General features: G+C 43.3%; 22 protein-coding genes and 2 pseudogenes. 11 read left to right on the forward strand and 13 right to left on the reverse strand.

Translation table 11 applies throughout. The annotated features are described in order from the left end of the window. Positions 1-112 precede the first annotated feature (112 nt). The gene (locus tag V7L01_RS05595) at positions 113-592 is read left to right on the forward strand and encodes a DUF6985 domain-containing protein (protein ID WP_335032696.1); all 480 of its coding nucleotides are present in this window, start codon (positions 113-115) and stop codon (positions 590-592) included. A gap of 84 nt (positions 593-676) precedes the next feature. Here the strand turns inward: V7L01_RS05595 and coaBC are convergent, their stop codons facing one another. The 7 genes and pseudogenes from coaBC to V7L01_RS05630 form a co-directional block, all read right to left on the reverse strand. Further along, positions 677-1885 (reverse strand): bifunctional phosphopantothenoylcysteine decarboxylase/phosphopantothenate--cysteine ligase CoaBC, encoded by a 1209-nt coding sequence (gene coaBC, locus V7L01_RS05600; RefSeq protein WP_335032697.1) that lies wholly within the window; start codon positions 1883-1885, stop codon positions 677-679. Positions 1886-1972: 87 nt separating this feature from the next. Beyond that, positions 1973-2185, reverse strand: coding sequence for a protein IsiD (gene isiD, locus V7L01_RS05605; protein WP_335032698.1), 213 nt, complete (start codon positions 2183-2185; stop codon positions 1973-1975). A 154-nt stretch (positions 2186-2339) separates the two neighbouring features. Then, entirely contained in the window at positions 2340-2942 is a 603-nt protein-coding gene (locus V7L01_RS05610; RefSeq protein ID WP_335033168.1) for an alpha/beta hydrolase, read from the reverse strand. 119 nt (positions 2943-3061) lie between these two features. Next, positions 3062-3843, reverse strand: a pseudogene (locus V7L01_RS05615) (ATP-binding cassette domain-containing protein); the annotation flags it as partial. A 27-nt stretch (positions 3844-3870) separates the two neighbouring features. After that, positions 3871-5238 carry a DUF1636 family protein gene (locus V7L01_RS05620; protein ID WP_335032700.1) on the reverse strand — a complete coding sequence of 456 codons (1368 nt, stop codon included), beginning with the start codon at positions 5236-5238 and terminating at the stop codon, positions 3871-3873. Between the two features lie 108 nt (positions 5239-5346). Further along, a complete protein-coding gene (locus V7L01_RS05625) occupies positions 5347-5709 on the reverse strand; it encodes a helix-turn-helix transcriptional regulator (RefSeq protein WP_335032702.1) in 363 nt (120 codons plus the stop codon). After that, positions 5696-6307, reverse strand: coding sequence for a transposase (locus V7L01_RS05630; RefSeq protein WP_335032703.1), 612 nt, complete (start codon positions 6305-6307; stop codon positions 5696-5698). Before V7L01_RS05630 ends, V7L01_RS05625 begins: the two co-directional genes overlap by 14 nt. A 551-nt stretch (positions 6308-6858) precedes the next feature. Here V7L01_RS05630 and V7L01_RS35345 point away from each other — a divergent pair. Beyond that, on the forward strand, positions 6859-7002 hold the full coding sequence (locus tag V7L01_RS35345; RefSeq protein ID WP_442936947.1) for an HNH endonuclease: 144 nt from the start codon (positions 6859-6861) through the stop codon (positions 7000-7002). After that, positions 6989-7231: pseudogene (locus V7L01_RS05640) on the forward strand (zinc ribbon domain-containing protein); the annotation flags it as partial. The gene V7L01_RS35345 and the pseudogene V7L01_RS05640, both read left to right, overlap by 14 nt. A 49-nt stretch (positions 7232-7280) precedes the next feature. On the opposite strand, the gene V7L01_RS05645 reads toward V7L01_RS05640, so the two are convergent. After that, a complete protein-coding gene (locus V7L01_RS05645; RefSeq protein WP_335032705.1) occupies positions 7281-9623 on the reverse strand; it encodes a hybrid sensor histidine kinase/response regulator in 2343 nt (780 codons plus the stop codon). A 77-nt stretch (positions 9624-9700) separates the two neighbouring features. Between V7L01_RS05645 and V7L01_RS05650 the strand changes: the two genes are divergently transcribed. After that, the gene (locus V7L01_RS05650; protein ID WP_335032707.1) at positions 9701-9982 is read left to right on the forward strand and encodes a hypothetical protein; all 282 of its coding nucleotides are present in this window, start codon (positions 9701-9703) and stop codon (positions 9980-9982) included. Between the two features lie 328 nt (positions 9983-10310). On the opposite strand, the gene V7L01_RS05655 is transcribed toward V7L01_RS05650, so the two are convergent. Beyond that, positions 10311-10700 (reverse strand): aquaporin, encoded by a 390-nt coding sequence (locus V7L01_RS05655; protein ID WP_335033172.1) that lies wholly within the window; start codon positions 10698-10700, stop codon positions 10311-10313. A 108-nt stretch (positions 10701-10808) separates the two neighbouring features. Continuing rightward, positions 10809-11012 (reverse strand): transposase, encoded by a 204-nt coding sequence (locus V7L01_RS35350; protein WP_442936948.1) that lies wholly within the window; start codon positions 11010-11012, stop codon positions 10809-10811. A 1106-nt stretch (positions 11013-12118) separates the two neighbouring features. On the opposite strand from V7L01_RS35350, the gene V7L01_RS05665 reads away from it, so the two are divergent. After that, positions 12119-15691 carry an NB-ARC domain-containing protein gene (locus V7L01_RS05665; RefSeq protein WP_335032709.1) on the forward strand — a complete coding sequence of 1191 codons (3573 nt, stop codon included), beginning with the start codon at positions 12119-12121 and terminating at the stop codon, positions 15689-15691. Positions 15692-16029: 338 nt separating this feature from the next. Here V7L01_RS05665 and V7L01_RS05670 read toward each other — a convergent pair whose 3' ends face one another. Further along, complete coding sequence (locus V7L01_RS05670) at positions 16030-16242, reverse strand: hypothetical protein (RefSeq protein ID WP_335032711.1); 213 nt, start codon at positions 16240-16242, stop codon at positions 16030-16032. Positions 16243-16316: 74 nt separating this feature from the next. Further along, the gene (locus V7L01_RS05675) at positions 16317-17153 is read right to left on the reverse strand and encodes a hypothetical protein (protein ID WP_335032713.1); all 837 of its coding nucleotides are present in this window, start codon (positions 17151-17153) and stop codon (positions 16317-16319) included. A gap of 1688 nt (positions 17154-18841) precedes the next feature. Between V7L01_RS05675 and V7L01_RS05680 the strand changes: the two genes are divergently transcribed. From V7L01_RS05680 to V7L01_RS05685, 3 genes are all read left to right on the forward strand, one after another. Next, positions 18842-19513, forward strand: coding sequence for an AraC family transcriptional regulator (locus tag V7L01_RS05680; RefSeq protein WP_335032715.1), 672 nt, complete (start codon positions 18842-18844; stop codon positions 19511-19513). Between the two features lie 87 nt (positions 19514-19600). Continuing rightward, positions 19601-19744 carry a hypothetical protein gene (locus tag V7L01_RS35355; protein WP_442936939.1) on the forward strand — a complete coding sequence of 48 codons (144 nt, stop codon included), beginning with the start codon at positions 19601-19603 and terminating at the stop codon, positions 19742-19744. Then, positions 19689-20384 (forward strand): ankyrin repeat domain-containing protein, encoded by a 696-nt coding sequence (locus V7L01_RS05685; RefSeq protein ID WP_335032717.1) that lies wholly within the window; start codon positions 19689-19691, stop codon positions 20382-20384. Before V7L01_RS35355 ends, V7L01_RS05685 begins: the two co-directional genes overlap by 56 nt. A 639-nt stretch (positions 20385-21023) precedes the next feature. Here the strand turns inward: V7L01_RS05685 and V7L01_RS05690 are convergent. Further along, positions 21024-21740, reverse strand: a complete 717-nt coding sequence (locus tag V7L01_RS05690; protein ID WP_335032718.1) for an SDR family oxidoreductase — start codon at positions 21738-21740, stop codon at positions 21024-21026. Between the two features lie 984 nt (positions 21741-22724). On the opposite strand from V7L01_RS05690, the gene V7L01_RS05695 reads away from it, so the two are divergent. The 3 genes from V7L01_RS05695 (at position 22725) to V7L01_RS05705 (ending at position 26906) form a co-directional block, all read left to right on the forward strand. Then, positions 22725-23495: a pentapeptide repeat-containing protein gene (locus V7L01_RS05695; protein ID WP_335032720.1), complete on the forward strand. Its 771-nt coding sequence runs from the start codon at positions 22725-22727 to the stop codon at positions 23493-23495. A gap of 293 nt (positions 23496-23788) precedes the next feature. Further along, complete coding sequence (locus V7L01_RS05700; RefSeq protein ID WP_335032722.1) at positions 23789-24811, forward strand: NADP-dependent oxidoreductase; 1023 nt, start codon at positions 23789-23791, stop codon at positions 24809-24811. Positions 24812-25502: 691 nt separating this feature from the next. After that, positions 25503-26906, forward strand: a complete 1404-nt coding sequence (locus V7L01_RS05705) for a collagen-like protein (protein ID WP_335032724.1) — start codon at positions 25503-25505, stop codon at positions 26904-26906.

A 26906-nucleotide genomic window follows, 5' to 3' on the forward strand; every position in this document is an offset into this window, starting at 1 on the left:
GGTTTCTTAGGAGAGGGATATTACTAGTAAGGGTTTGAGCAAGAATATGTAACTATGAACAAAGATAAACATATTTTTTCATAATTTTGATGAATAAAGGTAGTACTTGAAGATGATGAAATCCCCAACGAGTTACTACGATGCTGAGTTTGGACAGATGAGAATCGAAGATAACCACTGGACTTTAGCAGAATGTGCTGTTTTGGGCGATCGCCGTGTACCGATTTGTGTGGATTTTGAACACGGGCAGATTGGGGAACTTTCATCGCTTCAGCGTGAAGCTATTCGGCAAGCTCTAGCCTTGCCACCCGATGTGTTACGCATCACTGCTCCTCTGGTGCTGCAAAATTATGATGTATATCGTGACATGATTGGAGATGAGTCAATGCCGCTGCTGGCTAATCCCATTCAGGTCTGGGATCGGGTCACTTTCTCATATATCTATGTGCCGCCCCACGTTGAGTATGACCTGCATATTGCTACCTTTGAGTTGATAACTGAGTGTGACTGGGAGCCAGAACACGGCTTAGAAGTGCGCTTTCGCAATGGAGTAGCAGACGATGCAGATCGGATAGGTGAAACAGGACGTTAACAATTCAAAATTCAAACATTTTAGACATTTCAGACGGGGATTTAAACCCCTAATTTTAATTATGGGGTTCCTATACCCTATCCCCTACACCCTCTTCATAAAATCAAATAATTGATGTGCCATTTCTAATTTAGAACAAGGTGCTATTTCTACCTGATTTCCTTGACTATCTAAAAATATGGCTTGATTATTATCACTCCCAAAACCACTATCAGGTCGATCGATGGGATTGGCAACGATCGCATCAAGTTTTTTATTGTGTAATTTTTCTAATGCTGGCTTGACAATATCCCCAGTTTGTGCAGCAAAACCAATTAATATCTGATGCGGCTGTTTAAGTTTTGCTAATTGGGCAACTATATCCGGTACGGGTTCCAAAGGTAAAGCTTGGGGGAGCGATCGCTTGGGTAATTTCTCTGTACTATAATCTCGTGGCTTCACATCTGCCACGGCTGCTGACATCACAATTACATCAGCATTGGGTAAACATTCCACCATCACGTGCTGCATTTGCTCGGCACTAATAACGGGAATTGCTTGCACTCCTAATGGTACATCCCAATTAGCTGGGCCATGTACTAAGGTGACATTTGCCCCTCGGTGAAATGCGGCTTGCGCTAAAGCTAATCCCATTTTACCTGTGGAAGGATTACCAATAAACCTTACTGGGTCAAGATACTCTCGCGTTCCCCCAGCACTAATTAAGACTCGTTTACCTGCTAAATCTCGTTTACCTTGAGTGTGTAATAACGATTGGATGTGAGCGAATATTTCTGGAGGTTCTGCTAATCTACCAGCACCGATGCGATCGCACGCTAATAATCCTGATGCTGTATTCATTCCATGATATCGGCTATCTGTCAATAACTGTTGCCAATTTCGCTGTACTGATAGCTGTTCCCACATATCCGTATTCATTGCGGGTGCTAACAGCACGGGACAAGTAGAAGCCAGCACGGTATTTGTGAGTAAATTATCCGCCATCCCGTAGGCTAACTTTGCTAATGTATTAGCTGTCAAAGGGGCAATTACCATCACATCTGCCCACTCACCTAACTCAATGTGCAACGGACGAGAGTGAGTTGGTTTCCAGAAATCATCATCTGTGTAGGCGGGATGACGAGATAGGGTAGCTATTGTCAGAGGCGTGATAAATTCTTGCGCCGAACGGGTGAGGATGACTCGGACTTCCACCCCAGTTTTAAACAGCGTCGAAACCAATTCACAAATTTTGTAGGCGGCGATACCGCCACCTACACCAATTAGAACCCTGTTCAATTTTGGATTAGTCATGGTAAAAAGTTAGGAGTGAGTAGTTATAAAAATTAGTAGTAAATAGTTATAAATCCTAACTTCTAACTTCTAACTCCTAACTATCAACTACGCTTCATCGTAGGGTTCTAAGTCTAAGAGGTAGATATAGGGTTCAACTAACTCTGGACGCTGAAATGCGATCGCTCGCAATAAATGCCAATCATTTAAACCCTCAAAAGCATTACTATAATTATCTAGCTCCAGACGTGTAGCCAGTTCTTCTACTTCTGCCACAGTTATGGCAGCAATTTCTTTCCTGGAAATGCTTAGAGTTGTCATAATGCTTGCCCCTCCCTTATGCAGCACTCGCCTTCAGCATGGGTTAAGTTGCGCTGAACGCAGCCACCCAATATATATTACTCATTAGAAGTCATTATTTTCGTGAAAATTGTCAGAATTTGTACCAGAATTTATAAAAAATTCGTAATCCTGACTAACCAATTGTATTTACAACGAAATTTCGTAGCACCTCTAACGTTTGTGGATTTATTTCATGCCCCATGTCAAATTCGTGGTATTCTACCGCCACCTTTAGAGACTTGAGGGTTTCTCGTGCCTTCAAAGCAGCTTGTAGGGGCACAACTTCATCATATCTCCCGTGGCTGATCAAAGTTGGCGGAATCCCTTTTTGATCTGCCGTTACTGCATCAGGATGTAAATACCCGCTCATGACAACTAAACCTGCTAAGGGCAATTTTGAGCCGACATCTAAAGTCATTGCCCCGCCTTGAGAAAATCCACTTAAAATGGTGCGTGACAAAGGTATGCCAGTGGTATTTTCTAAAGATTCCAAGAAATCTGTTAGCAGTTGCCGACTTTCTGCCAACCCTTGATACATATTCTCCACTCGCAGGTCATACCATGCCTTCCCGATTGGGGAATAGGGATAAGGAAAAGGTGCATTAGGTAATACAAACTGGTAATCAGGTAAGTTGAGCAAGGGTAATAAAGATGCTACATCCTCAGCATTAGCTCCCCAACCATGCAAAGTGACAATTAAGCCTGCGGGGGGTTGAGAATCTCTTTTAACAGTGATAGCTTGTAAAGACAGAGGTTTACTCCTAAAATTTTACTCTTCTAATAGATCCTATCTCTTCAAGCAGACTTAGTATTTAGCGGCATTTGCTGCTTGCCCAAAGAATGCCCACATCGTTATTAAATCCCAGATTGTACGCGCCATAGAAGAGCATAGATACCATTAAGTGCGAGTAAATCCTCGTGCTTACCCTGCTCCACAATTTGACCGCGATCGATCGCATAAATATAATTACTGTGGCGAATTGTAGAAAGACGATGAGCGATGCCTACGGCGGGCTTTGCCTACGCAATTGTCGTCCGATTCTGGGTAATCATCGCCAGCGATTTTTGAATAGCCGCTTCCGTTTCATTATCCACCGCAGAGGTAGCCTCATCCAAAATCAGAATTGGCGGATCTTTGACAATAGCACGAGCGATGCCTGCGGCGGGCTACGCCTACGCAATTCTTTGTCTTTGTCCGCCCGAAAGTTTTTGACCGCGTTCGCCAACGATAGTATCGTATCCTTGAGGTAATTGCAGGATAAATTCATCTGCTTGGGCTAATTTAGCAGCATGGATAATTTCTTCATGACTAGCATCAAAACTCGCGTAGGCGTAGCCCGCCGCAGGCATCGCTCGTAGGTTTCAGCCGTGAAGCTTTTGATTGTAGCAATCCCTGAGATATTATTAGCTAAACGACTATTAATAAATCCGGCTTTGTCGCGGACATCTGCATAACGGGGTGCTAGTCGTTTTTGAAATACTAATGAACCCCAAAAAATGAAGGGTGTGGGTAGGATTGCCAACCAAGCTACATTGGGAACTATCACAACAAATGAACCGCCCACAGCTAAAATAGTGGTGATAAATTGCAGAATTTCCGCAGCCCCAGAATCAAGAAACCGTTCTAATTGATTGATGGTAAATGCCTAATTTCGAGAAGATAATTAATCAGAATTACCTGGAGTTTCATTAATTAATACAGAGGGTATTTGGGCGAAAATAGCAGACTGTAATATTTCAGGAATCTTTTTCCACACTACATTTCCTTTAGGGCTTTTGATATACAGTTGCATAAAATCTAGTAACGCGGCAGCATTTTCTCCGGGGGTGAGATGGACGAACAGATAAGTGGGTTTGTCTGGACTAGCGACGGATACAACACAGCCATGACTACACGCCCATAAGCATCCCACTGGTTGAATTTCCACTTCATCATCTGGGAATTGTTCAGCGCATAAAGTGTTCAATTGGTCAAGTAAAATATCGCCATACAAAACAGACGCAGGCCCCTTTAACACTTCTAAGCGTTCCACGTTGACAAAGCCGCCATCTGAAGTAATTTGTGGATCGGGAAGTCCGTTGACGAGAGAGTTAGAATATACCTCAAAGCCTCGAATCGTAAAATAGTCTCTACTTGAACCTGAGCTAGAAATTGAGGTGACACCGCTAACGTTTTCCAATGCGTCTGTAATGCTTCTTGCTTGACGGTCTTGCAGTACCTGTCGCGGCACTACCTGAATTGACTGGGGAATATCACGCAATGGGGTATCTGTTTTCGTTCCCACTGAGGTATCTGGTACACGATAACCATCCTGTTCTGCCGTGACTACCAATTCAATTGGGTCATCCTGTTGGGCTGCGGGTTGTTCTTCGGGTGTCTGTGTTGCTGGCTTTTCTTGGGTTGGTTGTTCTGGTTCCTGTGCTGTTGTGGCTGTAGATGCAACTGTAAAAATCAACCCGACGTTATCATCAAATAACTCAACCGCAGGTAAAGCTTTCTCGCCAATTACCGTTACCCGCACGGTATTCGCATCAATATTCGTAGCTGTGATTTCCGTAATTCCCGCCAGGGGTTTTTCCGACTTAAACGTGAAAGCATCGCCATTGGGTAAACGCAACTGCCCACCAGTGACATCCATAATAAAACTATTCCCCGTACTGCGGTTGGCGGCTTGTAGTTTATCACTCTGGGTTGTCTCTAAAATTACCTCGACACCGCTATCGGTGGGATTTGCCTTGACTCCCGTAATTACTACAGTTGATTGAGTGCCAGAAGTTGGTGATTGCGAAAGTAAATCTTTGACACTAGTCGCTGGAAACTCGGTTTCGCTGAGTGTTTTAATTCTGGTGACAACTTTATCCTGCTCCTTTTCTGATGCCAATGCCTGTTCAGGTTGAGGAAGTATGCCACCGATGATCCCGACTACACTCACTACTAACCAAAGATAAATGTCGAGGGTTGGCGATCGCCACTCCCTTGGGGAGTATAGCGTAAAATATTTGTTACCAGAAGTAGAACACCAACTTTTCATACCACTCCCTACACCATTAAACAATACTACTTATTGCTTATATTTCTTAATTGCAATAAACGAGAGTGTAGAGGAGTTGAACTAGTTGAGTCTATCCCAAAACAATAGTTATAGTCCCGAAACAAGAGTTTTGCCGAAAAAACATTCTCTGCGTGTGATGCCAAACTTGCGTTTGAAGGCAGCAGCGAAATGTCCTAAATGTGAGTAACCGACAATGTTAGCAACTTCGGCAACTGTGAAATCACTACTGTGTAACAGCTGATGGGCTTGTTCCATACGCTGATTCGTCAAATAACCAAACACTGTTGTACCGAACTGCATTTGAAACCCTTTTTGCAGCGTACTCTCACTCACACCTACCTCTTGTGCCAACTCTGATAATAAGGGTGGATTCTCTAAACGTGCTTGTAAAATTTCTTTGGCATAATGAATTTTAGCAATCAATACCTCTGCCAATTTACGAGGGTTCAACGCCTGTAGAAACGTTATGAATGCGTCCTAAAGCAGTAAGCTTGGCAAAAATCTGGGTTAATAAAATAGGCTCAGGGATTTCTGGAAGCATTTTTAACATTTCATGGACATATCGAAAGCCGCGATAATAGGCTTTAAGGTCAATAATGCCGGAGCCGGGATTGAGTTGACGGAAATCAGCGAGAAGATGGTGAGATAAATTGACCATGAAGAATGCCAAATTAGCAGCATTAGTCACCGCAGTTTGACTCAAGTTCATAAAGTCTTCCAATCCCCAAAGTTGCTTGGCATCACGGAAGTTAAACTCGATTTGAAAGCGGAGTTTGTAGTAATCTATTATTTTGTCGAATGATAATTCCAAGTCGCTAGAAAACAGAATTACATGGCTGCAAGCATGAGTTTTAAGGTCGGTTTTGACCAAAATCACTACATTGACAGCCTGGGCAAATTCTTTATGAAGAAGAGTGGCTTGATAAATATCAGTTTGAACTTCATCCTCAATACCACTTTGGCATAAATATTTGTCAGGTATATTACGATTGATAAAATGTCGAGCATGGGCTGTTTGTGGGTTTTGAGTTGTCGTTGTGAGAAACAATAACTCTACTACGGCAGCCCTATCTCTTCAAACTTTGCGATGCCTGCGGTGTTCTCGTTGCCATCGCACCCCAGCTTGGAAATTTATGCGAAGACAATAACTCTATTACATCATCCCTCCGAATTCATACTCTTATTTTGGCTAAGGTATTGTTACTCATTACTTATTACGAGCCGTGAAGCGTAAAGCCCCCGTCATTCATGCGGGGGATATAAGCGAATAGCTGAAGTGCGACCCGTTGGCTCTAAATAAGTAGAAAAACTTAAGGACGAGCCGCAAGGAACCAACCCTTCGTATCGGTTGGAACAGAACCTTGACAACTGAATGACCATGAGGGTGTGAATCCCATGCGGTTACAGACACATAGTGACGTAGAAATTATACGCCATGTGAAAGTTAAAGGCGAAGTCAGCCCCTATGACGGAGATTTGATTTACTGGAGTACAAGAATGGGCAAAAATCCCGAAGTTCCAAAGAAAGTGGCAACACTTTTAAAGAGACAGAAAGGTAAATGCGCCCACTGCGGACTATATTTCACAGAAGAATCGGTGATGGAAATTGACCATATCATTCCTAAGTCAAAAGGAGGAAAGAGTGAGTATAAAAACCTTCAATTACTATACCGACATTGCCACGATGAAAAGACTGCCTTTGATGGCAGTCTGGGTAACAAATCTGGCTGTAAACAAAAATAAAAATAAACTTGTTGTATTTATTGATAGATGGTATCCCAGCAGTAAAACTTGTTCAAACTGTGGACATATTCTAGATAGTTTAGATTTGTCAGTTAGAGAGTGGCGTTGTCCAACTTGTCAATCAGTGAATGGACGCGATGAAAACGCCGCCAAGAACATTCAAGCAGTCGGGGCATCGACTGTTAGCTTAGGTGATGTTAGACAGTCTCAGGCTGCAATTGCTGTTTGAAGCTAGAATCCCCCGAATTTAGCGGAGCGCATTCGGGGGAGTATGTCAATTATCCCTTAGTTTTCTCCACGAGGCTGGCGACTAGAGCAGCCAACTGTGTTGCTTCAATCGGTTTGGGGAAGTGTGTTTGATAACCTGAAGAAATCGCCTTGAGCCTATCTTCTTCGCCTCCAAAGGCTGTTACCGCTACGGCGGGGATTTGACCACCTACTTTCATCTCCCACTCCCTGACTTTTCGGATAAAATCATAGCCGTCCTCTTCTGGCATACCGATGTCGCAAAGGATTACGGTAGGTTTCCAGGCTAACACCTCTTTTAGCGCTTCTGCTGCACAAGCACAGGCGCGCACTTCTGCTCCGTGCTGCATGAGTACTGTTGAAACAAGATATCGAGCCTCAGGTTCGTCATCAACCACAAGTACCCGCACATCCTGAAGCCCGTGCAGGCTTTTGTATGGTGAAAACATATCATCGGCAGATGTCATTGGTGGAACGCTAATGCTCTCCCGGCGGGCAATCACAGGAAGTTTAACAGTAAAAGTTGCCCCCTTGCCCTCACCGTCACTATCAGCGTGCACTGTCCCACCGTGAAGCTCGACTAAGTGACGGGCGATCGCCAGACCTAACCCCAAGCCGCCAAACTTCCTTGTAGTTGAGCCGTCGGCCTGGCGGAAGCGCTCAAAGGCGTGTGGCAGGAATTCTGCCTTGATACCCACACCAGTATCGCGCACTATAACCTCGACAAGTGAGTTAGCCATCTGAAGCTTTACTTCAACCCGCCCACCCTGAGGCGTGAATTTAACCGCGTTCGAGAGCAGGTTCCATAATACCTGCTGAAGCCGATTTTGGTCTCCTAAGACAAGTTCCACATTAGTAAGTTGTAGCTGTAAATCGATGCCTTTAACTTCAGCGGCGTGGCGCACCGAATCGAGCGCATTGACAATTACGATGGCTAAGTTTAGCGGTTGTGGTTCGAGACGGAGTTTCCCAATGATAATCCGCGATGTATCGAGGAGGTCATTCACCAGTTGTGCCTGGGCTTTAGCGTTCCGCTCGATGGTATCGATTGCTCGCTGTGTCTTTTCTCGATCGAGCTTCCCAGCACGCAGCAACTGGGCCCAGCCGAAAATGGCGTTGAGAGGGGTTCTAAGTTCGTGCGAGACGGTAATTAAGAACTCGTCTTTGAGGCGGCTAGCGGCCTCAGCCTCAGCCCGCGCTGCTTCGGACTGCTTTAAGTGTTCGTCCCGCTCGCGCTCTCGCTCTTGAAGAAGGTCAGCCGAAAATTCTAAGGCTTGGCCTAACAAGACTATTTCCTTAATAGGTGAGGGACTGATGCGCGGATATTCACCTTTGGCGAGTGCTTCTGCGGCACAAGCAGCCGAGGCTATGCCCTGAGAAATCCACCGCGAGAGGACGAGAGCGCCCACGCCACTTACCACAAGCAACGCCAAACCAGATCCAACAACGAGCCACATTGCGCGGCGAGCTGGACTTTCAATAACTTCAATGGGAACGACGACGGCGGTCGTCCAGTGAGAGAAATTGGCTCGCCTGAAGCCAACGTACACTGGCGCTCCCTCCAAGGTAGTCTCGCGGTAGACTCCCTCGGTTGCTGACGCGATTCGCTTCAGAAAAGATGGCGTACCTCGTTGCCCCACAAAGCGCTCAGGATTGCGAGTCCGAGCTACAACAATACCGCGATCGTCAATGACAGTGCGCGTCCACTCCCCATCAATAGGTGTCTGAGTCTTAACAACACTGGCGAGTGCCTTCGGGGTGATAACAGCGGTTAGCACATACCGTAACTTGCCTGAGCGAATTACTGGAACGCGGATGGGAAAGGCCCATTTTCGCCCTCGATTTCCAAAGGCCAGGGAACCCACTGTCGGCTGACGTGTTTCGACAACACGTCGCAGGCTCTTAAGCTCGTTTGCTAGGGGTAGCGAAATGCCAAAGGGAACAGAGGTGTTCGCCACCTGCTGCCCGTCCGGCATTAGGAGGATCGCGCATAACCAAGTCGGCTGTGTCTGCACTGTGCGCTGTGCTTCGTTATAAAAGTTTTTTAATTCACTTTCGTCGAGCCGATCGGAGGCTGCCAGTGCTTGGAGTGTCCTGGTTGTGCTGGAAACCTCGCGCTCTACATCTTCGGTGAGATTGCGTGCCGCCAGAATTAAGCGGTGCTCTGATGCCGCACGCTCCTTGAGCGAGAGTCTGTGTACAACAGCAACAGCAAAAAGGACAATTGGGAGTAAAACCCCTGTCACAAGTAACACAAGATGCCACTTAAGAGGTAGCGTGCGTCCGCCGAAAGCATTCAAGTCGTCATTTCTACTTGTTTTAGGCAAACCGATTCCCAAGTGTGAGAATAATTCGGTTTTATTTAATCTTGTCACGCTCTTTTGCTGAAAGCACACCAAGTTATTTGTGTGCTGTAATTATTGGATTATAACTACCTATTAATTTTGTACAAGTGATAGTCCTAAAATATTTTCTCTTCATTAAGGCAATCCTCAAAGACCTTTCCCAAATCCGGTACATATGCGAACGATCGACTATATTCGCATACTGCCTCGGCTTGCCACATGAAAAAGAACGAGTCTTTATCATTCCCTACCCCCAAGAAAGCACTTGTGCAGAGAACGGGGAGCAGAGGAGAAAGTTGGAGTGGGATCTGTGCGGTTTTGTCAGATTCGGTAAACAAGGTGCGATGACCGTCGCAGGCATCGCCATCGCTAAATCATTTTACCAGTAGTAAAAATTATTTATATTTTATAAAACGTCTTAGTACTTAAAAATCAAAGATGAGTTTGAGTTACAACTTGCTTGCGCTCTCTTCTTTAGAACTCTTGCAAAAGTGTTTTGTGGTATAATTAAACGCTTGACCATTTGTGAGTAGGACAATGATATTGTAGTGAGAATAGAGAAAGCCAAATAGCTTACTTCAAAGAAATTTAATGCCTCATCGTTTTCTCTTTGTGTCGAATCGCAAATTGTTAGGACTTACGCATCGTAAACGTAAGGATATTCTTGGTTTAATTTCCTAAGAACTCCCTAACTTTGGACTAGAATTTTTAACCTTCCTATTCGTTTCGGTTGTAGTTACAACGAAAAATACAGCGTTTATGGTTGTGATGGTGTAGCTTGGCGCATTTGACGGCAGAATGGCCAAATAGATACGAATACATCCCCCCTGCTGACAACATCCCAATCGGCGGCACGATGATATACAGCCAGAATGCCGTCCAAATCTGAGCCGAAAAAGCAGAGGCAAAACTCCGGGCCGGATTCATGCCAAAGCCTGAGAGAGGAGCTTCAAAGGTAACGTAGAGCATCACCAGGCATCCAGAAAACAATCCAGTGTAGCGATTGAGCTTTGGATTATTGCTGGTGAGTAGCACCATCATCATCATTATGAAAGCGATCGCAATTCTAGTAAAGCAAGTGTAAATTGGCGCTTTAAAATTACGGATGCACGCAAAAAAATGGGACGGTTATATCCGGATGTCTCACCAAGCATTGTTGAGTTGCCAGACTACTAGGTTCACGGAGTGCGGATACTCTTACCCAAAGGCACAAGTTTATCGTGAATCCTTAACCAGGTATCGTCTTGACTCCATGTCCAGCAAATTTCCATAAACAGTTTGCCAAGCGGGAAAATCCCCTGGTAAGCCTCTCCATGTACATCCCTCACACAACACATATAGAATCGCGTTGACAACGGTGTATATAGCTATGCTCTGAGGACGGCCTCCTGGTTTTGGTGATGGAAACTCTTGTGCAATTAATTCCTACTGTTCCCAAGTCAGGTTGCTAGGATATGCTTTAGTCATTTGCTCACGAGGTGCTGATGCTTACAATTTCAGCTTAAACCTTCTGAGCGAATCGCACTAAGAAAAGGGAAAATCGTTGAGGCAGCTCTTGTGCTCTTGAGCAAAGGAGCAGGGGAGAAAGAAGAAATTTTAGGCATTGCGTTCAGATATTTAGAAATTCCCCTCTGCCCCCCTGCTCCCGTGCCCCTGGAGCATCCCTACGCCGCTTACCTTTCACCTTAACTTAGTGCCATTCCCTTGTGAGCTTTCTTACAATAGCCCCCTACTTTTAAAACATCCTCTAAGTATGGGTTCCCAAAGTTACCAACAAATTTCGCTACTGTCGAAATATTTTTTAAGTGAGCCTACCATCTCTTGAATTACATCGCTCTTTGTTCGCTGCATTTTCTCACAGTATCCCTCTAAAATTATTTTATCTTCTAGCGAAAATTGAATTGTTAAGTTAGCAGCATTTTTTCCTAGCCCTTGTAATTGACTTTTAATGACTTTTCAATTACTATCACATAGGAAACTAAGAGTAATCCAGATAAAAATAAAATGATAAACAGTAACTTTTAATTTGCTCTTATTAGAATAAATACCTGGTAATTAAATTCAGGAGATATTTAACCAATATAATTATAGCTATTGGGTATGATTTTGCAAATCAACTTTTAGCTTGCGAATAACATAGTTTACCGTTTAATAATATCAAGGTTAGCTTAGAGGATGTTTGAAAAGTTTTCGGCGAATATAATTCGCTACTACACAGGCTAAGTCCACCTCCGTGGACTAATACAAAATTAAGGTTTTCAAACCCACGCAGGTGGGTTTCGTCTGTGTAGCCGCGACTTCCAGTCGCCAGGGCTGTAATAAATTAGACTTTTCAAAGAACCTCTTAAGCTGTTGTACTCTTTCGGTTTTAGCTATCTGAAATCAAACTTCTAAAATCGTTGCTGATACTAGTTTTTACCGATTGTTTAGCTTTTTTACAACAACTCTAATTTACTAATAATTCCCTTTTCTACACGCCACTGATAGCAACCTATTACTCCAAATGCAATTCTTCCTAAGAAATTATGAAACAGGAGAAACCCAAACGCAATCGTGGACTTATACTGACTCGTGAAGGCTGGCAAAAGCTTCAGAATGCCAAACTTGAGTGGGAATTTAGGGAAAACAATGGCTCCAAGTCTACCTTAGAAGAATTAAGCGAACAAGCTGGGATCACTCCTGTCACCTTCAGAAAGGTACTCACTCGTGAAACCGGGGTTGACAAACGGACGCTTGTTCGTTTGTTTATGATGTTTAATTTAGAATTGGATAAAAGCTATTATACAAGCCGAGAAAACGATCGAGAAGCCTCGAAAGCCCCCAAACGTGTTGATTGGGGAGAGATGGTGGATGTATCTGTTTTCTATGGACGCAGAGATGAACTGTCTCTCTTGGAACAATGGCTGATCCAAGAACGCTGTCGAGTAGTGGCGCTGTTGGGAATGGGAGGAATTGGTAAAACCTCTCTGGCTGCCAAGCTAGCACAAAAGGTTCAAGGATGGTTTGAGTACGTTATTTGGCGATCGCTCTACAATGCTCCCTCGCTTTTTGACCTACTGGCAAATTTAATTCTATTTTTCTCTCACGAGCAGGTTTTAGAAACTGACTTACCAAAAAGTGTAGATGGAAGAATATCACAACTAATTGAATATTTGCAACAACAGCGCTGTTTGCTGGTATTAGATAATGTTGAGACTATTCTGCAAACAGGGGCTTATGCTGGATGCTATCGAGAAGGCTATGAAGATTATGGCTTACTGATCGAACGATTGGGACAAGTTATGCATCAAAGTACCTTGGTGCTGACTTCTCGTGAAAAACCCAAAGACATAGCGTCACTCGGAGGAGAAACACTGGCTGTTCGCTCATTACAACTCAGTGGTTTAGAGATAGTAGCAGGGCAAAAAATCTTTGAAGCCAAGGGTTTTTCTGGCTCAGAGTCAGAATTACCAGCAGTAGTCGAGCGTTATGCAGGCAATGCCCTAGCTTTGAAGATAGTAGCGACAACGATCCAAGATGTTTTTGATGGTAATGTTGGTGAATTTCTGCAACATTACACGGCTGTTTTTGGCAGCATTCGCGATCTGCTAGACCAGCAGTTTTCGCGCTTGGCAAATTTAGAGAAGGATATAATTTACTGGCTAGCAATCAATCGCGAGCCTGTTTCCCTATCAGAAATACGAGAAGATATTGTATCGCCAATACCACCACAAAACTTACTGGAGGCCCTAGAGTCTCTGGTAAGGCGATCGCTAGTTGAGAAAAGCACAGCACTCTTCACACTGCAACCTGTAGTCATGGAGTACGTGACTCAGCGATTGATAGAGATAGTTTGTCAAGAGATTGAAACTCAGAATATTGATTTGTTCAGGTGTCATGCTTTGATGAAGGCGACGGCGAAAGACTACGTGAGGGAAACTCAAATTCGCGTAATTCTGAAGCCACTTATAGATGGCTTGGTCACTGTCTTAAGAAGCAAAAGAAACCTAGAAAATCAGCTGACTAAAATTATAGCAAAGTCACGAGAAACATCACCGCTAGAACACAGTTATACAGCTGGGAATGTTCTCAATCTGCTTTGTTATCTAGGAACTGACCTCAGCAGTTATGATTTTTCTTTTCTGAGTGTTTGGCAAGCAGACCTGCGGAATGTGAAATTGCACAATGTCAATTTTCAAAACGCCAATTTTGATAGGTCTATTTTTGCTGAAACCTTTGGTGGTGTTTCGTCAGTAGCCTTTAGCCCTGATGGAAAATTTTTGGCAATGGGTGATACTGGTGGTGAAATCCACTTTTACCAAGTTTCGGATTGGAAGCACCTTCTAACTTGTAAGGGACACACTAACTGGATTCCGTCACTAGCCTTTAGTCCGGATGGTAGTATCCTTGCTAGTGGAAGCAGTGACTATACCGTGCGCCTGTGGGATATTAGCAGGGGGCGATGTCTGAAAACGTTTCAAAAACATAGCAATGAGATTTGGTCAGTAGCCTTTAGTCCGGATGGTAACACGTTAGTCAGTGCCAGTAACGATCGCACAATAAGGCTATGGGATGTTAGCACTGGTGAATGCCTGAGAACTTTTTCGGGACATACAAATTGGGTAATATCGGTAGCCTTTAGTCCAGACGGACAGACCTTAGCGAGCGGTAGTGATGACAACACAGTCAGGTTGTGGGATATTAGCAGTGATGAATGCAAAAGAATTTTTCATGGACATGATGATGGCGTAAGGTCAATCACTTTCAGTCCTGACGGTCAGATACTAGTAAGTAGTAGTGACGATCGCACAGTGAAATTGTGGGACTTAAACACTGGTGAATGTATCAAAAGTCTACATGGGCATCGTGCTCCGGTTTGGTCAGCTGCAATTAGTCCTCAAGGCAATTTCATCGCTAGTGGCAGTCTCGACCAGACGGTGAGGCTATGGAACATTAGCACTGGTGAATGTCTTAGAACTCTTGAAGGACATTCTGGTTGGGTGCTTTCTGTTGCCTTTAATTTGCAAAGCGATCTTCTTGCCAGTAGCAGTGATGACCAAACCATAAAAGTATGGAACGTTAGCACTGGTCAATGTCTTAAAACTTTCATTGGGTATACTAGCAATTCCTGGTCAGTTGCCTTTAGTTCAGATAAAAGAACGCTGGCAAGTGGCAGTCAAGACCGCGCAGTGAGACTATGGGATCTCAATACGGGTCAAGTTTTGCAAGCTTTCCTGAGACATGGTGGTGCGGTTCGATCGGTTGCCTTCAGTCAAGATGGGCAAATGTTGATAAGCGGCAGTGACGATCGAACGATGAGGCTATGGGATGTGAATACCGGTCAAGCCTTGCAAACTTTCCTGGGACATCGGGCTGCGGTTACGTCAGTCGCCTTCAGTCAAAGTGGGCAAATGTTGGTAAGCGGCAGTGACGATCGAACGGTGAGGCTATGGGATGTGAATACGGGTCAAGCCTTACAAACCTTCCTGGGACATGATGCTGCGGTTGCATCAGTCGCCTTCAGTCCAGATGGGAGGACAGTGGCGAGTGGTGGATGGGATCACACAATAATGTTGTGGGATGTCAATACTGGTGAGTGCAAAGAAACCCTAAAAGGACATAAAAATTGGGTTTGGTCAATTGCTTTTAGTCCAGATGGTGAACTGCTGGCAAGCAGTGGTTATGACGGAACAATCCGGTTGTGGAGTGTCAAAAATAGTACTTGTTTCAATATTTTTCAGGTTGGTGAGAATAATTCTATCGTTAAAACAGTCGCCTTTAGTGAAGATGGTCAGACCCTAGCCAGTAGCAGTCCCGATCACACAATAAAGTTGTGGGATGTCAGTACTGGTGAGTGCAAAAAAACCTTGCGTGGACATTCGGCCTACGTCTGGTCAGTAGCTTTTAGCCCAGATAATCAAACTTTGGCTAGTAGCAGCATTGACGATACAATTCGACTTTGGAATGTGAGCGCGAGTGAGTGCTTAAAGATTTTGAAGCCCAAGAAATTATATGAGGGAACAAATATTCAAGAGGTTACAGGTATAACTGGCGCAACGATTTCTATGTTGAAACTTCTGGGAGCAGTTACTTCCGAAAATAGCTTATCTAACAGTTAAATTACTCCAGATATGCTCTGACTATTAGCCACAAGTTTGAAAGCTCTATAAGCTTTGTACAAAGTAAAAGATGTAATAATAAACAGGACAAAGCCAAAGACTTACAAAGATTAGTTATACCAAACCTGAAGAGACTACACTCTCTAGAGAAACTCACTACTAAATATGACTGAAATATCAGGTTATAAGCGTTAATCCCTGACTGTCTATTTGTCACAGTAGTTAGGTTTAAACAGCCTCAAAGCTTCTTTAAACACTCACCTGATAGTGACTAGACAATCAGGGACATCAAGTGTTAGCTCAAACCTGATTTATTAAAATACACAGGCAAGTAACAACTAAAGATCGCCGCCGTCAATGTCACTTGGCAATCCTCGCGCGAACTCCCTAAGCATAATGCTTTCCAAATCGATCTCCATGTCGTTCAAAACCTCTAAGCTATTTATAATGAGGCTGCAATAATCGGGACTCAAAAATTGCCGATCGATAACTGTAGCTGGTGTAGTTTTCATTGATTGCAGATCGATAACTGTAGCTGTTGTAGTTTTCATTCTCTTCTCCTTGTAGTTATTTGAGTTATATTGTTAAAGGTGTTTTAGACGAGTTGTCCTTGGTTGTTCGGTTACTAAGTAAGCACTAGTGGTTTCAAAACATTCTGAATTTCCTCATCTGATATGTAGTGTTCCTTGGGTGGGCTAAAGCGCAACAATGCTGCTTTGTAACAGGCTCTCGCAACGCGGACACGCTCATCATCACTAAGCTCTGCAATCATCTCAATCGTCTCCTCTACATGCTTCACATCACTGCCAACGGCACTATGTACCCGCAGGCAGCGGGTAGCATTGGTATCCGGTGGTAGCAATGCCTCTACCATCTGGATATACTCCACTCCTCTACATATCGCTAGGCGTTCCCCCGTATAGGAATACCCCACGCAATCGATTGGATCTGAGTCCCGCACGCTTCTGGTAAAGCAATCCATCAAAGCCTTTGCAGCAGGAGGAACAAGTGCTTCCACAACAGCTTCGGCTTTATATCCCATCGACTGGATATCGAGCAAGGCAAGTTGGTCGTGACCCGCTTCCTCTCTGGCTTTTTCTGTAGCCCATTGTGCTAAACTCTTGCGGTTTGCTGAAGCAAAGCCTTGAGCAGCTTCCTCCATCAGTTGAGTGGTGGAGTGGCACAGATGGTAAAGACCTGTAAGTCGCCATACCCAGCGTGTACGGGTCAGTTTTGGTGGTCTGCGATCGCTCTTGACTGTGTACCAAGCATCTGCGATCGCTCTATCTAAAAGCTTCTGAGTTTGAGCTATCCTCTCTGCATCACTTATATTTGAGGCAAAGCGATCGCCACTTGTTGCAGAATTGGCTTGATGCTTTTGAGTGTAATTAGCAGTCTTGAACGCTGTTTCGTCAGGCACGAAACACGCTGAATCAGTTTTAATTAAAAATTCACTACGCATATTTCCTTTCTCACTTAGGGTTGCTACAGAATTGGGGCAAGTCACTCGTGGCAATATAGAGTTGTTGCTAAATAAGCTAAATAACCCATGAAATCCAGCACAGCAAGCATTTCGCCCGATGGTTAAAATGTAGACAGTACAATGGGTTGAGCTATTTGAGGCGTTATTGAGCGACAATTCCAAAAAATTGCCAGTCAAGTAACTAAATTGAACTGTGTTACAGCTTGTGCTATTGGAATCCTAGAGGAATGCGATCGCCTACGGCCGGCAGTTACGCCATCGCACCCCCCGAAATACCAAATGCATATTACATTTCTATGCCTTTCAACATCTTGACCACCACCTTGGATAGCAAAATAGGGGAATTTGCTGACTTTCTTTGAGAAACGCAATTGAACATTGCGAGTTTCGCTAGACATTCGCAAGAAAAGAGGTAGTTAAAGATGACTTAGATGGCGAGAAAATCCCATACCCTTAGGACTTATGTATTGACAGAAACCTTATTGACAAACGGCTTCGTTTCTGTGTAAGGTTTAGGGAAACTAACAGGAAGCTTTTATTCTATAAGTAACAAATGAATTGCACACAGGATGTGTTTCATTAACATTCTGCATCTCAATATCCAGCTAAAGTGCCTTGCTGGAACTCAAAACCGTTCGGCAGCAGACTCAATCTGCACCCGAAGGAGTTCATCCAGAGGCAATGTAGACGAATCTAAAGTTTCGCAGAATTGCTTATTGCTCATCTTACGCACCCTCATCTATGTGGTTGATTGACAGATGCCTGTTGGAGTTAAGTTTGCTAACTTTACAAAACTTTTGCAACTCAAGATAAGAAACTTAAGATAAAGATAAGTTCTTTTTTTCCTGTGACATTTTCCCCTTCAAATTTTAAGTTGAACAGACAAATGTACTATTTAGCTTAAAAAGCTTGATATATAGGCAATAGCGCGATTTCAGTTGTCAAAAACCTACATCTGTAAAAACTGATTTGGCAAAGCATAACACCTTCGTGCAGCTTTGCATAAGTTCTTAGCGAATTAAATTTGGTAAGACTGTGCGTCCCTTTGGGCTTACTTTACGCTCCCGCGTACCCTTCCCTACGAGATGCAAATTTTAGCAAAATTAGCAAAACCTATTATTTACATTTACTATCGGCTAAAAACCGCTTCAGTTGGAACTTTGCCTAAAATCCAACTGAAAAACACAAACTTTTCCGCTTAAGTTTTCTATCTTAACTGGCTAAAACCAATCTTGAAATAGATAATTATACGCAAAGCCCTTAAGAGAAATACTCACTCTCAAGGCGTCTTACCATTAACTTACCCGGTTATATCCCCCAATTGATGCACGGGGGCTTTCCCCTCTAATTTCGCTGGCTGCTATGTGTAAACATTCTGGACAATAATGTTTTGCTTTTCGATTCCTTTTTGTAAGGAGCATACCCTTAGCAGAAACTTAATTTCCTTTTTAGCAGCATATTACTGTCTAAGAATAAATATCATAATAGCGCTTCCAAAAAAAAGTTAAAACTTTCTAAAAAGTTTCTTCATCTATCTTGAAGTTTTAACGACCAGCCCTTTCAATCTGGTGGAATTTCTCCTGATTTTTAGTGTTAACGTTTCCTTTACTTCAGATCATCTGAAATGAAATCCAAGTGTATTTAATACAATGAATGAGGCTAAAGTGATGGACTCTAATTACTTATTAAATGACATTGACTCTTATAACGTTAACATCGCTATTAATACGGCGATACTGACAAGTTTTGAAAAGTTCTTGCTTCAGTCCCAACCTTTGTTAAACCATGTTTTTCGATTTATTGAGACAAATTATCATAATTCAATTAGTCTTAGAGAGGTGGCTGAGGCGGTCAGTCGATCCCCTGCCTACCTCACCGACCTTGTACGGCGAGAGACTGGAAAAACCGTTCTCTGTTGGATTGTCGAGCGTCGTATGGTAGAAGCACGGCGTCTGCTTATCGAAACAGACCAGTCGGTAGAGCAGATTGCTGAAGCTGTAGGCTATCTAGATAGACGCCATTTCGGTCGCCAATTTCTTCGGTTTCACAATACAACCCCGCAAACATGGCGAAGATCGCATCGGAGTAAGAGCATCCCATGTTGGCAAAGAGTCCCAGAAAAGGCAAGTTCAAGCGAATTAATTAACCAGGAAACCACAACTGTAAGTTTTGCAGAAGCTCAACGGTTGCAAGCCTGTATCCAAGAGATTGCTGCAATTTTTAATAAGAGTACTGTTGCTAATGAAGTACTTATGTTAAAAAGCGAAAATGGTTCTGTTGCAAAAATAGACAATGGTTTGATACAGATAACCTTAGTCTCAACTTGCGAATCGTGTTGAAATCATTTTCGACTTTTATTTAAGTTTTGGAGACTTGCAGTTTAGCATTATCCAAGAACCATTAAAGAAGAGGATAAAGCCCGTCTAGTGGAGAATTTGGTTGATAGCTTGAAGTCTGCAAAGCGGGAATTTCAACTGCGACAAATTCTCCATTTCTACAACGCAGACTTAGAATATGGCATTTGTGTTGTTCAAGGTCTTGGTATCGATATTGTTTTTTGGCGTTGCTGAATCAAGGGATGATTCTTGTGGGGTGGGCGACACGAGCGCCCTGAAATACAAGGGACGGGCAAGATGCCCATCCCACAAAACTAGCAAAATCATCCCGCAAATATGCAACGCCTGTTTTTTAAACAGCCTAGAAGTTTTTAATCGTACAAATATGAGTACTAATTTAGTTGCTGCGGTAATTAATAACAACCTTAAAGACGCTAAAAAATTCATTGAAACTGGCGTAAACGTTAACCAAACAGACAGGAGTGGAAATAGCCTCTTGCTGGTCAGTTCTGCTAACGGCCAATCAGAAATGGTGAAACTACTCCTTGACGCTGGTGCTGATATTCACGCGGTTGACTCAAATATGAAGGCCACTGCACTCCATGCCTCTGCCTATTTGAAACATCCAGAGGTCATGAAAATTCTGATTGAATATGGGATTAATATAGATGCTCAGGGGCCTTATAACGGATATACTGCCCTACACGATGCAGTTTGGCAGGACAATATTGAAGGAGTCAGGCTCTTGGTAAACGCAGGTGCTCGCTTAGATATCAAAAGTAATAACGGAGACACTCCTTTAGATATTGCCAAAAAAAGTGGGCGTAAAGAGATTGTTGCCATGCTTTCTGGGTATAAAGCTCACTGTGCTTGAATCTCAAACTTATTAATTCCTACTTGTGTTACCTAAATACTAGACCTGCCTTATTTTCAAGGCAGGTCTATTAATTAAACTGATAAATAAAGTGGCGATTGTATTTCAATATCTCAATTTTATCAAGGAAAGCAATCGCCTAAATGTAGGTTTTGTTTTTTGAAAAACTACGTCAGTCGCTCATTGGGGAAGCCCCCCAAAGTTCTGATAGTTGGAAGCCTGCACTCAGACTTATTTTTGCAAAGCGCCTGCTCTTTTATTTTTCACATCAAGCATTTTTGTCAAGTCCTTGAGTAGTTATCCAACCACTCCTGAAAGCTTTTTCACTTCAAGGAAGGCGATAGAGATATTTGTCAAAGAAGGGTTTGGTAAGCTAATCGGTATTTAAGTTGCATGAAGGTAGGGCTGAAGCCAGGGCTATTTCGTTCTAGACAGAAACCGCCCAGAACTGAAGTTCCGGGCTAATAGCTAAAGTCCGTTAAAACGGACTATAATCTTTTCTCAGTCGTCTTTAGACGACTTTTGCTATTAGACTCAGAATTCATTTTGAGGCGGTCTAGATGAGAATGAAATAGCCCTAGGGCTGAAGCCCTTACTACAAGCGAATCATTATTGGAAAAATGAATGACGATTAGCTTATTACACTGGTTCAGCGGCTGGAACTACCAAAAGCCTGGGAATGAGGACGTTACCTGGCTGTTCTAAGATGAAACGAACACAACGGGCGATGTCTGCTGGTTGCAGTACGCCTCCTGAATAGACGAAATCCTTTTGCTGTTCTCCCCATTTGTCGTATAAGCCCGTATCTACAGTACCTGGGGCAATACTTGATACACGAATATCGGTTCCTGCAAGTTCTACGCGCAGGGAATCTGTAAAGGCCTCGATCGCAAATTTAGTACCGCAGTAAGCAGCTAGTTGGGGAACTGTTTTTAGCCCAGCAATACTTGAAGTATTGATTAAAAATCCACTACCAGATTCCTTGAAGTGCCGCAGTGCCGTGTAACCTATCCTGTAAGCAGATTCTACATTGACTCGAACCATCTGGCAGATTGCTTCGATATCGACACTTTCAATTGACCCCACAGTCATCACGCCTGCATTGTTAAAAACTACATCAAGTTGGCCAAAGGTTTGGATGGCAAAGTCTACCAATTTTTGTGGCAATTCAGGGTTTGTGATCTCACCGGGAACGACTTTGGCATGTTTTAGATTCGACGCGAGGCGTTCAAGTTTGTCTTGCGATCGCGCTGTAAGCACTAAATTCATGCCTGCTGCATCTAGCTCTTTGGCAACTGCTTCGCCGATACCACCACTAGCCCCGGTGATAATAACAACTTTATTTTGTAAATTCATGCACTTCTCCTTTTAGTTTATCGATGAATATGTTGTTTGGACTTTGCCGATTCTAATGTTTTCTCCCTAATAACTGGATTAATAGCGGAAATAGTGTAGTTACTTAATGCTTGTTGCCTAAATAAAAATAACGACAACCACAATTTTTTAGCTATTTTTGTTGATTGCAACCTGGAATTGCCTTTAGTCTAGAAATTACAAAACACTATTACAAGGGTTAAATTTTTGAAGGAAGTTTGTATTCTTTCGCTTGTAGCGTATGTCAAACTAGCTTTTAAGTTTGACTTGATTTCGCTAAACCATATTTAAGTACAACAAAGAAAAACGTAGGCGCAAAGGACACAAAAAAAGAAGTTAAAATGGTTTGGCGCAGCATCATAAAAAAATGGTACAAGAAGATATTTCCGAATAGGAAAACCCAGGTTCAGCAACAATTACTCTTACTGCTGTTGAAATTCCATAATTGACAGGGGAAGAACAAAGCGATCGCAGCCAATCCAGAACAGCAGATTTTAGAGTTTCCTCAAGATAAAGCTATCGTTAAATACGGATATTTAGATTGAAATTGTTGCAGTAGAAAATTAACCCCTGACGATGACTGCCAGAGGCTGCTCAATACAGTTGGTATGAGGCATTCCTATCGCCTACCTAATCATTAAAGACATGGAATATCCACTCAATCATCTGTGCGATCGCTGACAAAATTGGTTGCCAGAATTTGATAAAAGAACTTAGTACCGTGGATACAAATGCATCGAGTGATAGGCAGCACTTATATTTAGACCTCTTGCAAATTCATAAATGGTCTTACCCTTCATCCCTGCATCCATTGCCTCTGGCAAGGAATACAGGGTCAGTTACTGAAATTTACAAGTGATATAGGCAACTACAGAGGGCAAATTGTTGAGATTTCTCATATCATAGGCTGAGGTATAAATCCGTCTCAGTTAATGTTGAATATTGAGTAAGAAATATTACGCGAATATGAAAAAGCAAATTTTAGGCGCAGCAGCATTTTTAACCACGATTAGTTTGACAACAACCGTACAAGCTGCAAATTCTGAACATGTTAGGCAGTTATTGGCAACCAAACAATGTCAAAACTGTGATTTGACTAGTGCAGGTTTAGTGATGGCTGACTTATCTGGAGCCAATTTGAGCGGTGCTAATCTCACAGGTGCTAACCTCAGTCGTGCAAACTTGAGCGGCGCAGATTTGCGGGGTGCAAACTTGAGCGGCGCGAGTTTATTTGGTGTTAATCTGAGCGAAGCTAAATTTCGTGGGGCAAATTTGGCGGGTGCTGATTTGAGAAATACCTATCTAGCAAATGCAGAACTGACTGGTGCTTACTTGAATGGCGCTAATTTCCAGGGTGCAGTTGGTATACCATTACAAATTGCTTCATCAGAAGAATTTTATGCTTGGGGTGTAGCAGAAGCGCAAAAAGGCAACCAACAGCAAGCAATCAGTTATTTTAATCAAGCGATCGCTATTAAACCAGAATATGCGGGTGCTTATTTAGCTCGTGGTGTCGCCCGTTACCAAATACTAGATAGACAAGGTGCATTCCAAGATGCCCAAGTTGCTGACAAATTGTTTACATCCCAAAACAACAGCCTTGGAACGCAAACAACCCAAGCTTTTATTAAAGAACTGCAAACACCCGTAAATGAGAAGCTAAGTGCTGGTAGCCCCAGTTTCGTTGACTTTTTGGGAAGTCTTGGCTCAGTCTTGCTCCAGTTCTTCCCTTTTTAAGGGAGAAAGTTGAAATAATTCCCAGTGGCTAGCAATCAGGTAGTTGGTGGTTTGTCGGTAACAAGTGAAATCGGCGGGAATCCAATCCCTTCATGGGGTAGTAGGAATAGCCGCCCGCCTCCAAAGTCATTATTCATTGGTATTAATGACTTCGATTTCCGTGGGATTAGTTAAGTTGACTTACTAATAATATTTTCCTTTAAGTGTCACACTAAAGATGGAAATGTTTGGTGAACGGACGCATATATCTGTGCGCTCATCAATGGTCAGATTGATTTCGCGGAAAATAACTTATGTCTGATTCAATTAACAAACAAATCACCCTTAAAAGTCGTCCAGTCGGCGAACCAAAGGAGAGTGATTTTGCTTTAGTAGAAACACCAACTCCCGAACCGGGTGAAGGGGAAATTCTTAGCCGCACCATTTATCTATCTCTCGACCCTTACATGCGTGGCCGCATTAGTGCAGGCGAATCTTATGCTGCATCAGTAGAATTGGGTTCAGTTATTGTGGGTGGTACAGTCAGCCAAGTAATTAAATCAAATCATCCTCAATTTCAAGTTGGAGATTTTGTTCTTAGCAATAATGGTTGGCAAACTTATGGTGTATCTAAGGGTGAGACACTGCGTAAACTCGATCCTACTCAAGCACCTTTATCCTATAATCTAGGCGTATTGGGTATGCCTGGTCTGACTGCTTATGCTGCTCTACTTGATATCGGTCAACCAAAAGAAGGTGAAACTGTTGTGGTTTCAGCCGCTTCTGGTGCTGTCGGTGCAGTAGCAGGCCAAATTGCCAAAATTAAAGGTGCGCGAGTCGTGGGAATTGTCGGGAGTGACGAGAAGCGGGATTATATAGTTGAAGAATTAGGTTTTGATGTTGGCATTAATCGCAAAACTCAAGAGCTTGATTCAGCGCTCAAAGAAGCTGCCCCTAATGGCATTGATGTTTACTATGACAATACAGCAGGTGTAATTTTAGAAGCTGTGTTGCAGCAAATCAACCTTGGGGCAAGAATTCCACTAGTAGGTTTGATTTCGGAGTATAACGCTACATCTACTCCAGCAGGGCCTAATTTAAGACCACTACTAATCAAACGGGCTTTAATCAAAGGTTTCTTAGTTAGTGATTACCAACATCGGTTTAATGATTTTTTGCATGATGTTTCTGGATGGTTGCAGTCTGGTAAACTCAAGTATAAAGAAGATGTAGCTGTTGGTTTAGAGAACGCTCCTGGTGCATTCATTGGTTTACTTCGAGGTGATAATTTTGGCAAGCTGATTGTTAAGGTTAATGACGACCCAACAGCAGCTTAATCGATTAGTAAGCTTGATATGTGCTACGTTGACACAAATCATCTCATGTCAGCTTGATTACTTATTAAACCTGAAGAACCTTACCCCGCCAAAGCTACGCTTTGTCTCCCTGCCCCTAATCCCCAGAGGGGACCCCGAGTTCCCCGCAAGCGGCTACGGTGTGCACACAAGTCGGATTACCCCCCTTAATCCCCCCTTGTAAAGGCTGCCGTGTATACATAAGTCGTTCTCTACCCACATTTTTGTCAAAGTGAAACTGTCACACTCACCGATATCCCGCCCAGAACTGAAGTTCAGGGCTGATAGCTAAAGTCCACTAAGCGTGGACTAAATGATTAATCCAGTCCACGCTTAGTGGACAGTAGCTCTGAGACTCGGAATTCATTCCGAGGCGGAATAGAAACGCAGTGCGAGATTTATTAACAAAGATATGGCTGCGGTAAGACTTGTGTGTACACCGTAGCCAATACATATGGGGAGGGTTAGGGTGGGGTAATTCGAGGAGTGGTAAGTGATTCGATAACTTGCGTGTACACCGTAGCCGCTTGCAGGGAGGGGTGTAATGACTGTGGTTAGCATAACCAATTATGCGGACATGATATCAGTAATACATTACTGGACAAAAGGGAGCAAATTGTTGAAATTCAGCGTCAGGAGTAGATAATTCAACTAAAGTTTTAGGTGTAACTAGATGCACAATGGTTTTAGGATTAAGCTGCCGCTACTGCTGACATTCTGCTTATTTACTAGCTTTTTGCCTGCCTCTGGTTCAGTTTTATGTCCAGCCGTTGCCTCTGACGAATACTATAAAGTAGCCAGAAATGATGGCAGAGATGGACGCACAGGAAGCGATGGGCGATCGGGTAGAGATGGTGGCAGTGGTGAAAACCAAAATATTTTTGTTAATAGTTCACCCGTTAATCTTGACTTGTCGGGTAAAGATGGTGAAGACGGAGAAGACGGAGAACATGGCGATCGACCTGACTGTGGTTACCAACGCGAGCGCGTCAGCCATGACATAAATGCACCAGATGGTGGTAATGGCGGTAACGGTGGCAAAGGAGGAGATGGGGGAAATGGTGGTTCCCTCACAGTGTATTACAGCAATTTGGCCGACTTACGGAACGTTTCCGTTCGGGCGACTGGTGGGAAAAGCGGGCGCGGCGGTAGAGGTGGCAACGGTACTGAGGGTTGTAACTGTCACAGACGGAGATGGGAAGTGAAAACCTGCAACGGAACTCCTGGTAGCCCTGATTATAAGTGTACTGAAAAGGTTTATCGATGTAGCGATGGTAGTGATGGGCGAGATGGCAGCGATGGTAGCGATGGTAGCCAAGGGCGCTTAGGAACTTTGAGTATTGTGAATAGCAAGGAACCTTTGGCAGCTGATAGTCCAACTGTGCAGGTAGCAATTTCGGAACTGACAAACAAACAGTTCAACCTCTCGAAGAATAAGTGGAATCAACGTATAGGGGCAGCTTCTCTACTTGCGCCTGGTTCTGCGATCGCTGATAATTACCGTGAGTTTGAACAGCGTCTAGAACAGGCTTTTCAAATAGTTTGGCAAGAAAGACAACCTATCGCCAGCTTTGGCAATCAAGCTGTAACACTAAATTTAACTGACAGCAAAGAAGTAGAAGTTACTTTTCCTGAGGATTTATGGGTTGAGGGTAGCACCAAAAGTGAGGCTAACTTGACAACATTTACTGTTAACTATGCCATTCCCAAAAAAGATGTTACCCGGTTAGCTGTGGCAGAGTTTGCCGATGCAGGACAAAACCTCAACTTAAAAATAGTCGATTTGGCAGCAAAGTCTGATGCTATTAATACTCAATTTCGCGTGAAATTCCGCGCCCAGGATAGCTTGCACGGTTTTTCTGGCTACAAAACTGAATATGAAGGGGATATTCCTAACGAACTTGTGACTCGTGACTACAACCGTTTTACTCTAGCTTTAGGCAAGCTCAAAATTCCTGATGAAGCTTTACGCCCTGGTGTCAACGTTGATATTGAAGTCGTAGCAACTCGTTCTTTGGGAATACGTTCTGCGAAGCAAACTATTAGCTGGCAGGGTGCAATCCGCAAGCCTAGATAA

The sequence above is a fragment of the Nostoc sp. genome (assembly GCF_036917095.1).
Taxonomy (GTDB): Bacteria; Cyanobacteriota; Cyanobacteriia; order Cyanobacteriales; family Nostocaceae; genus Nostoc.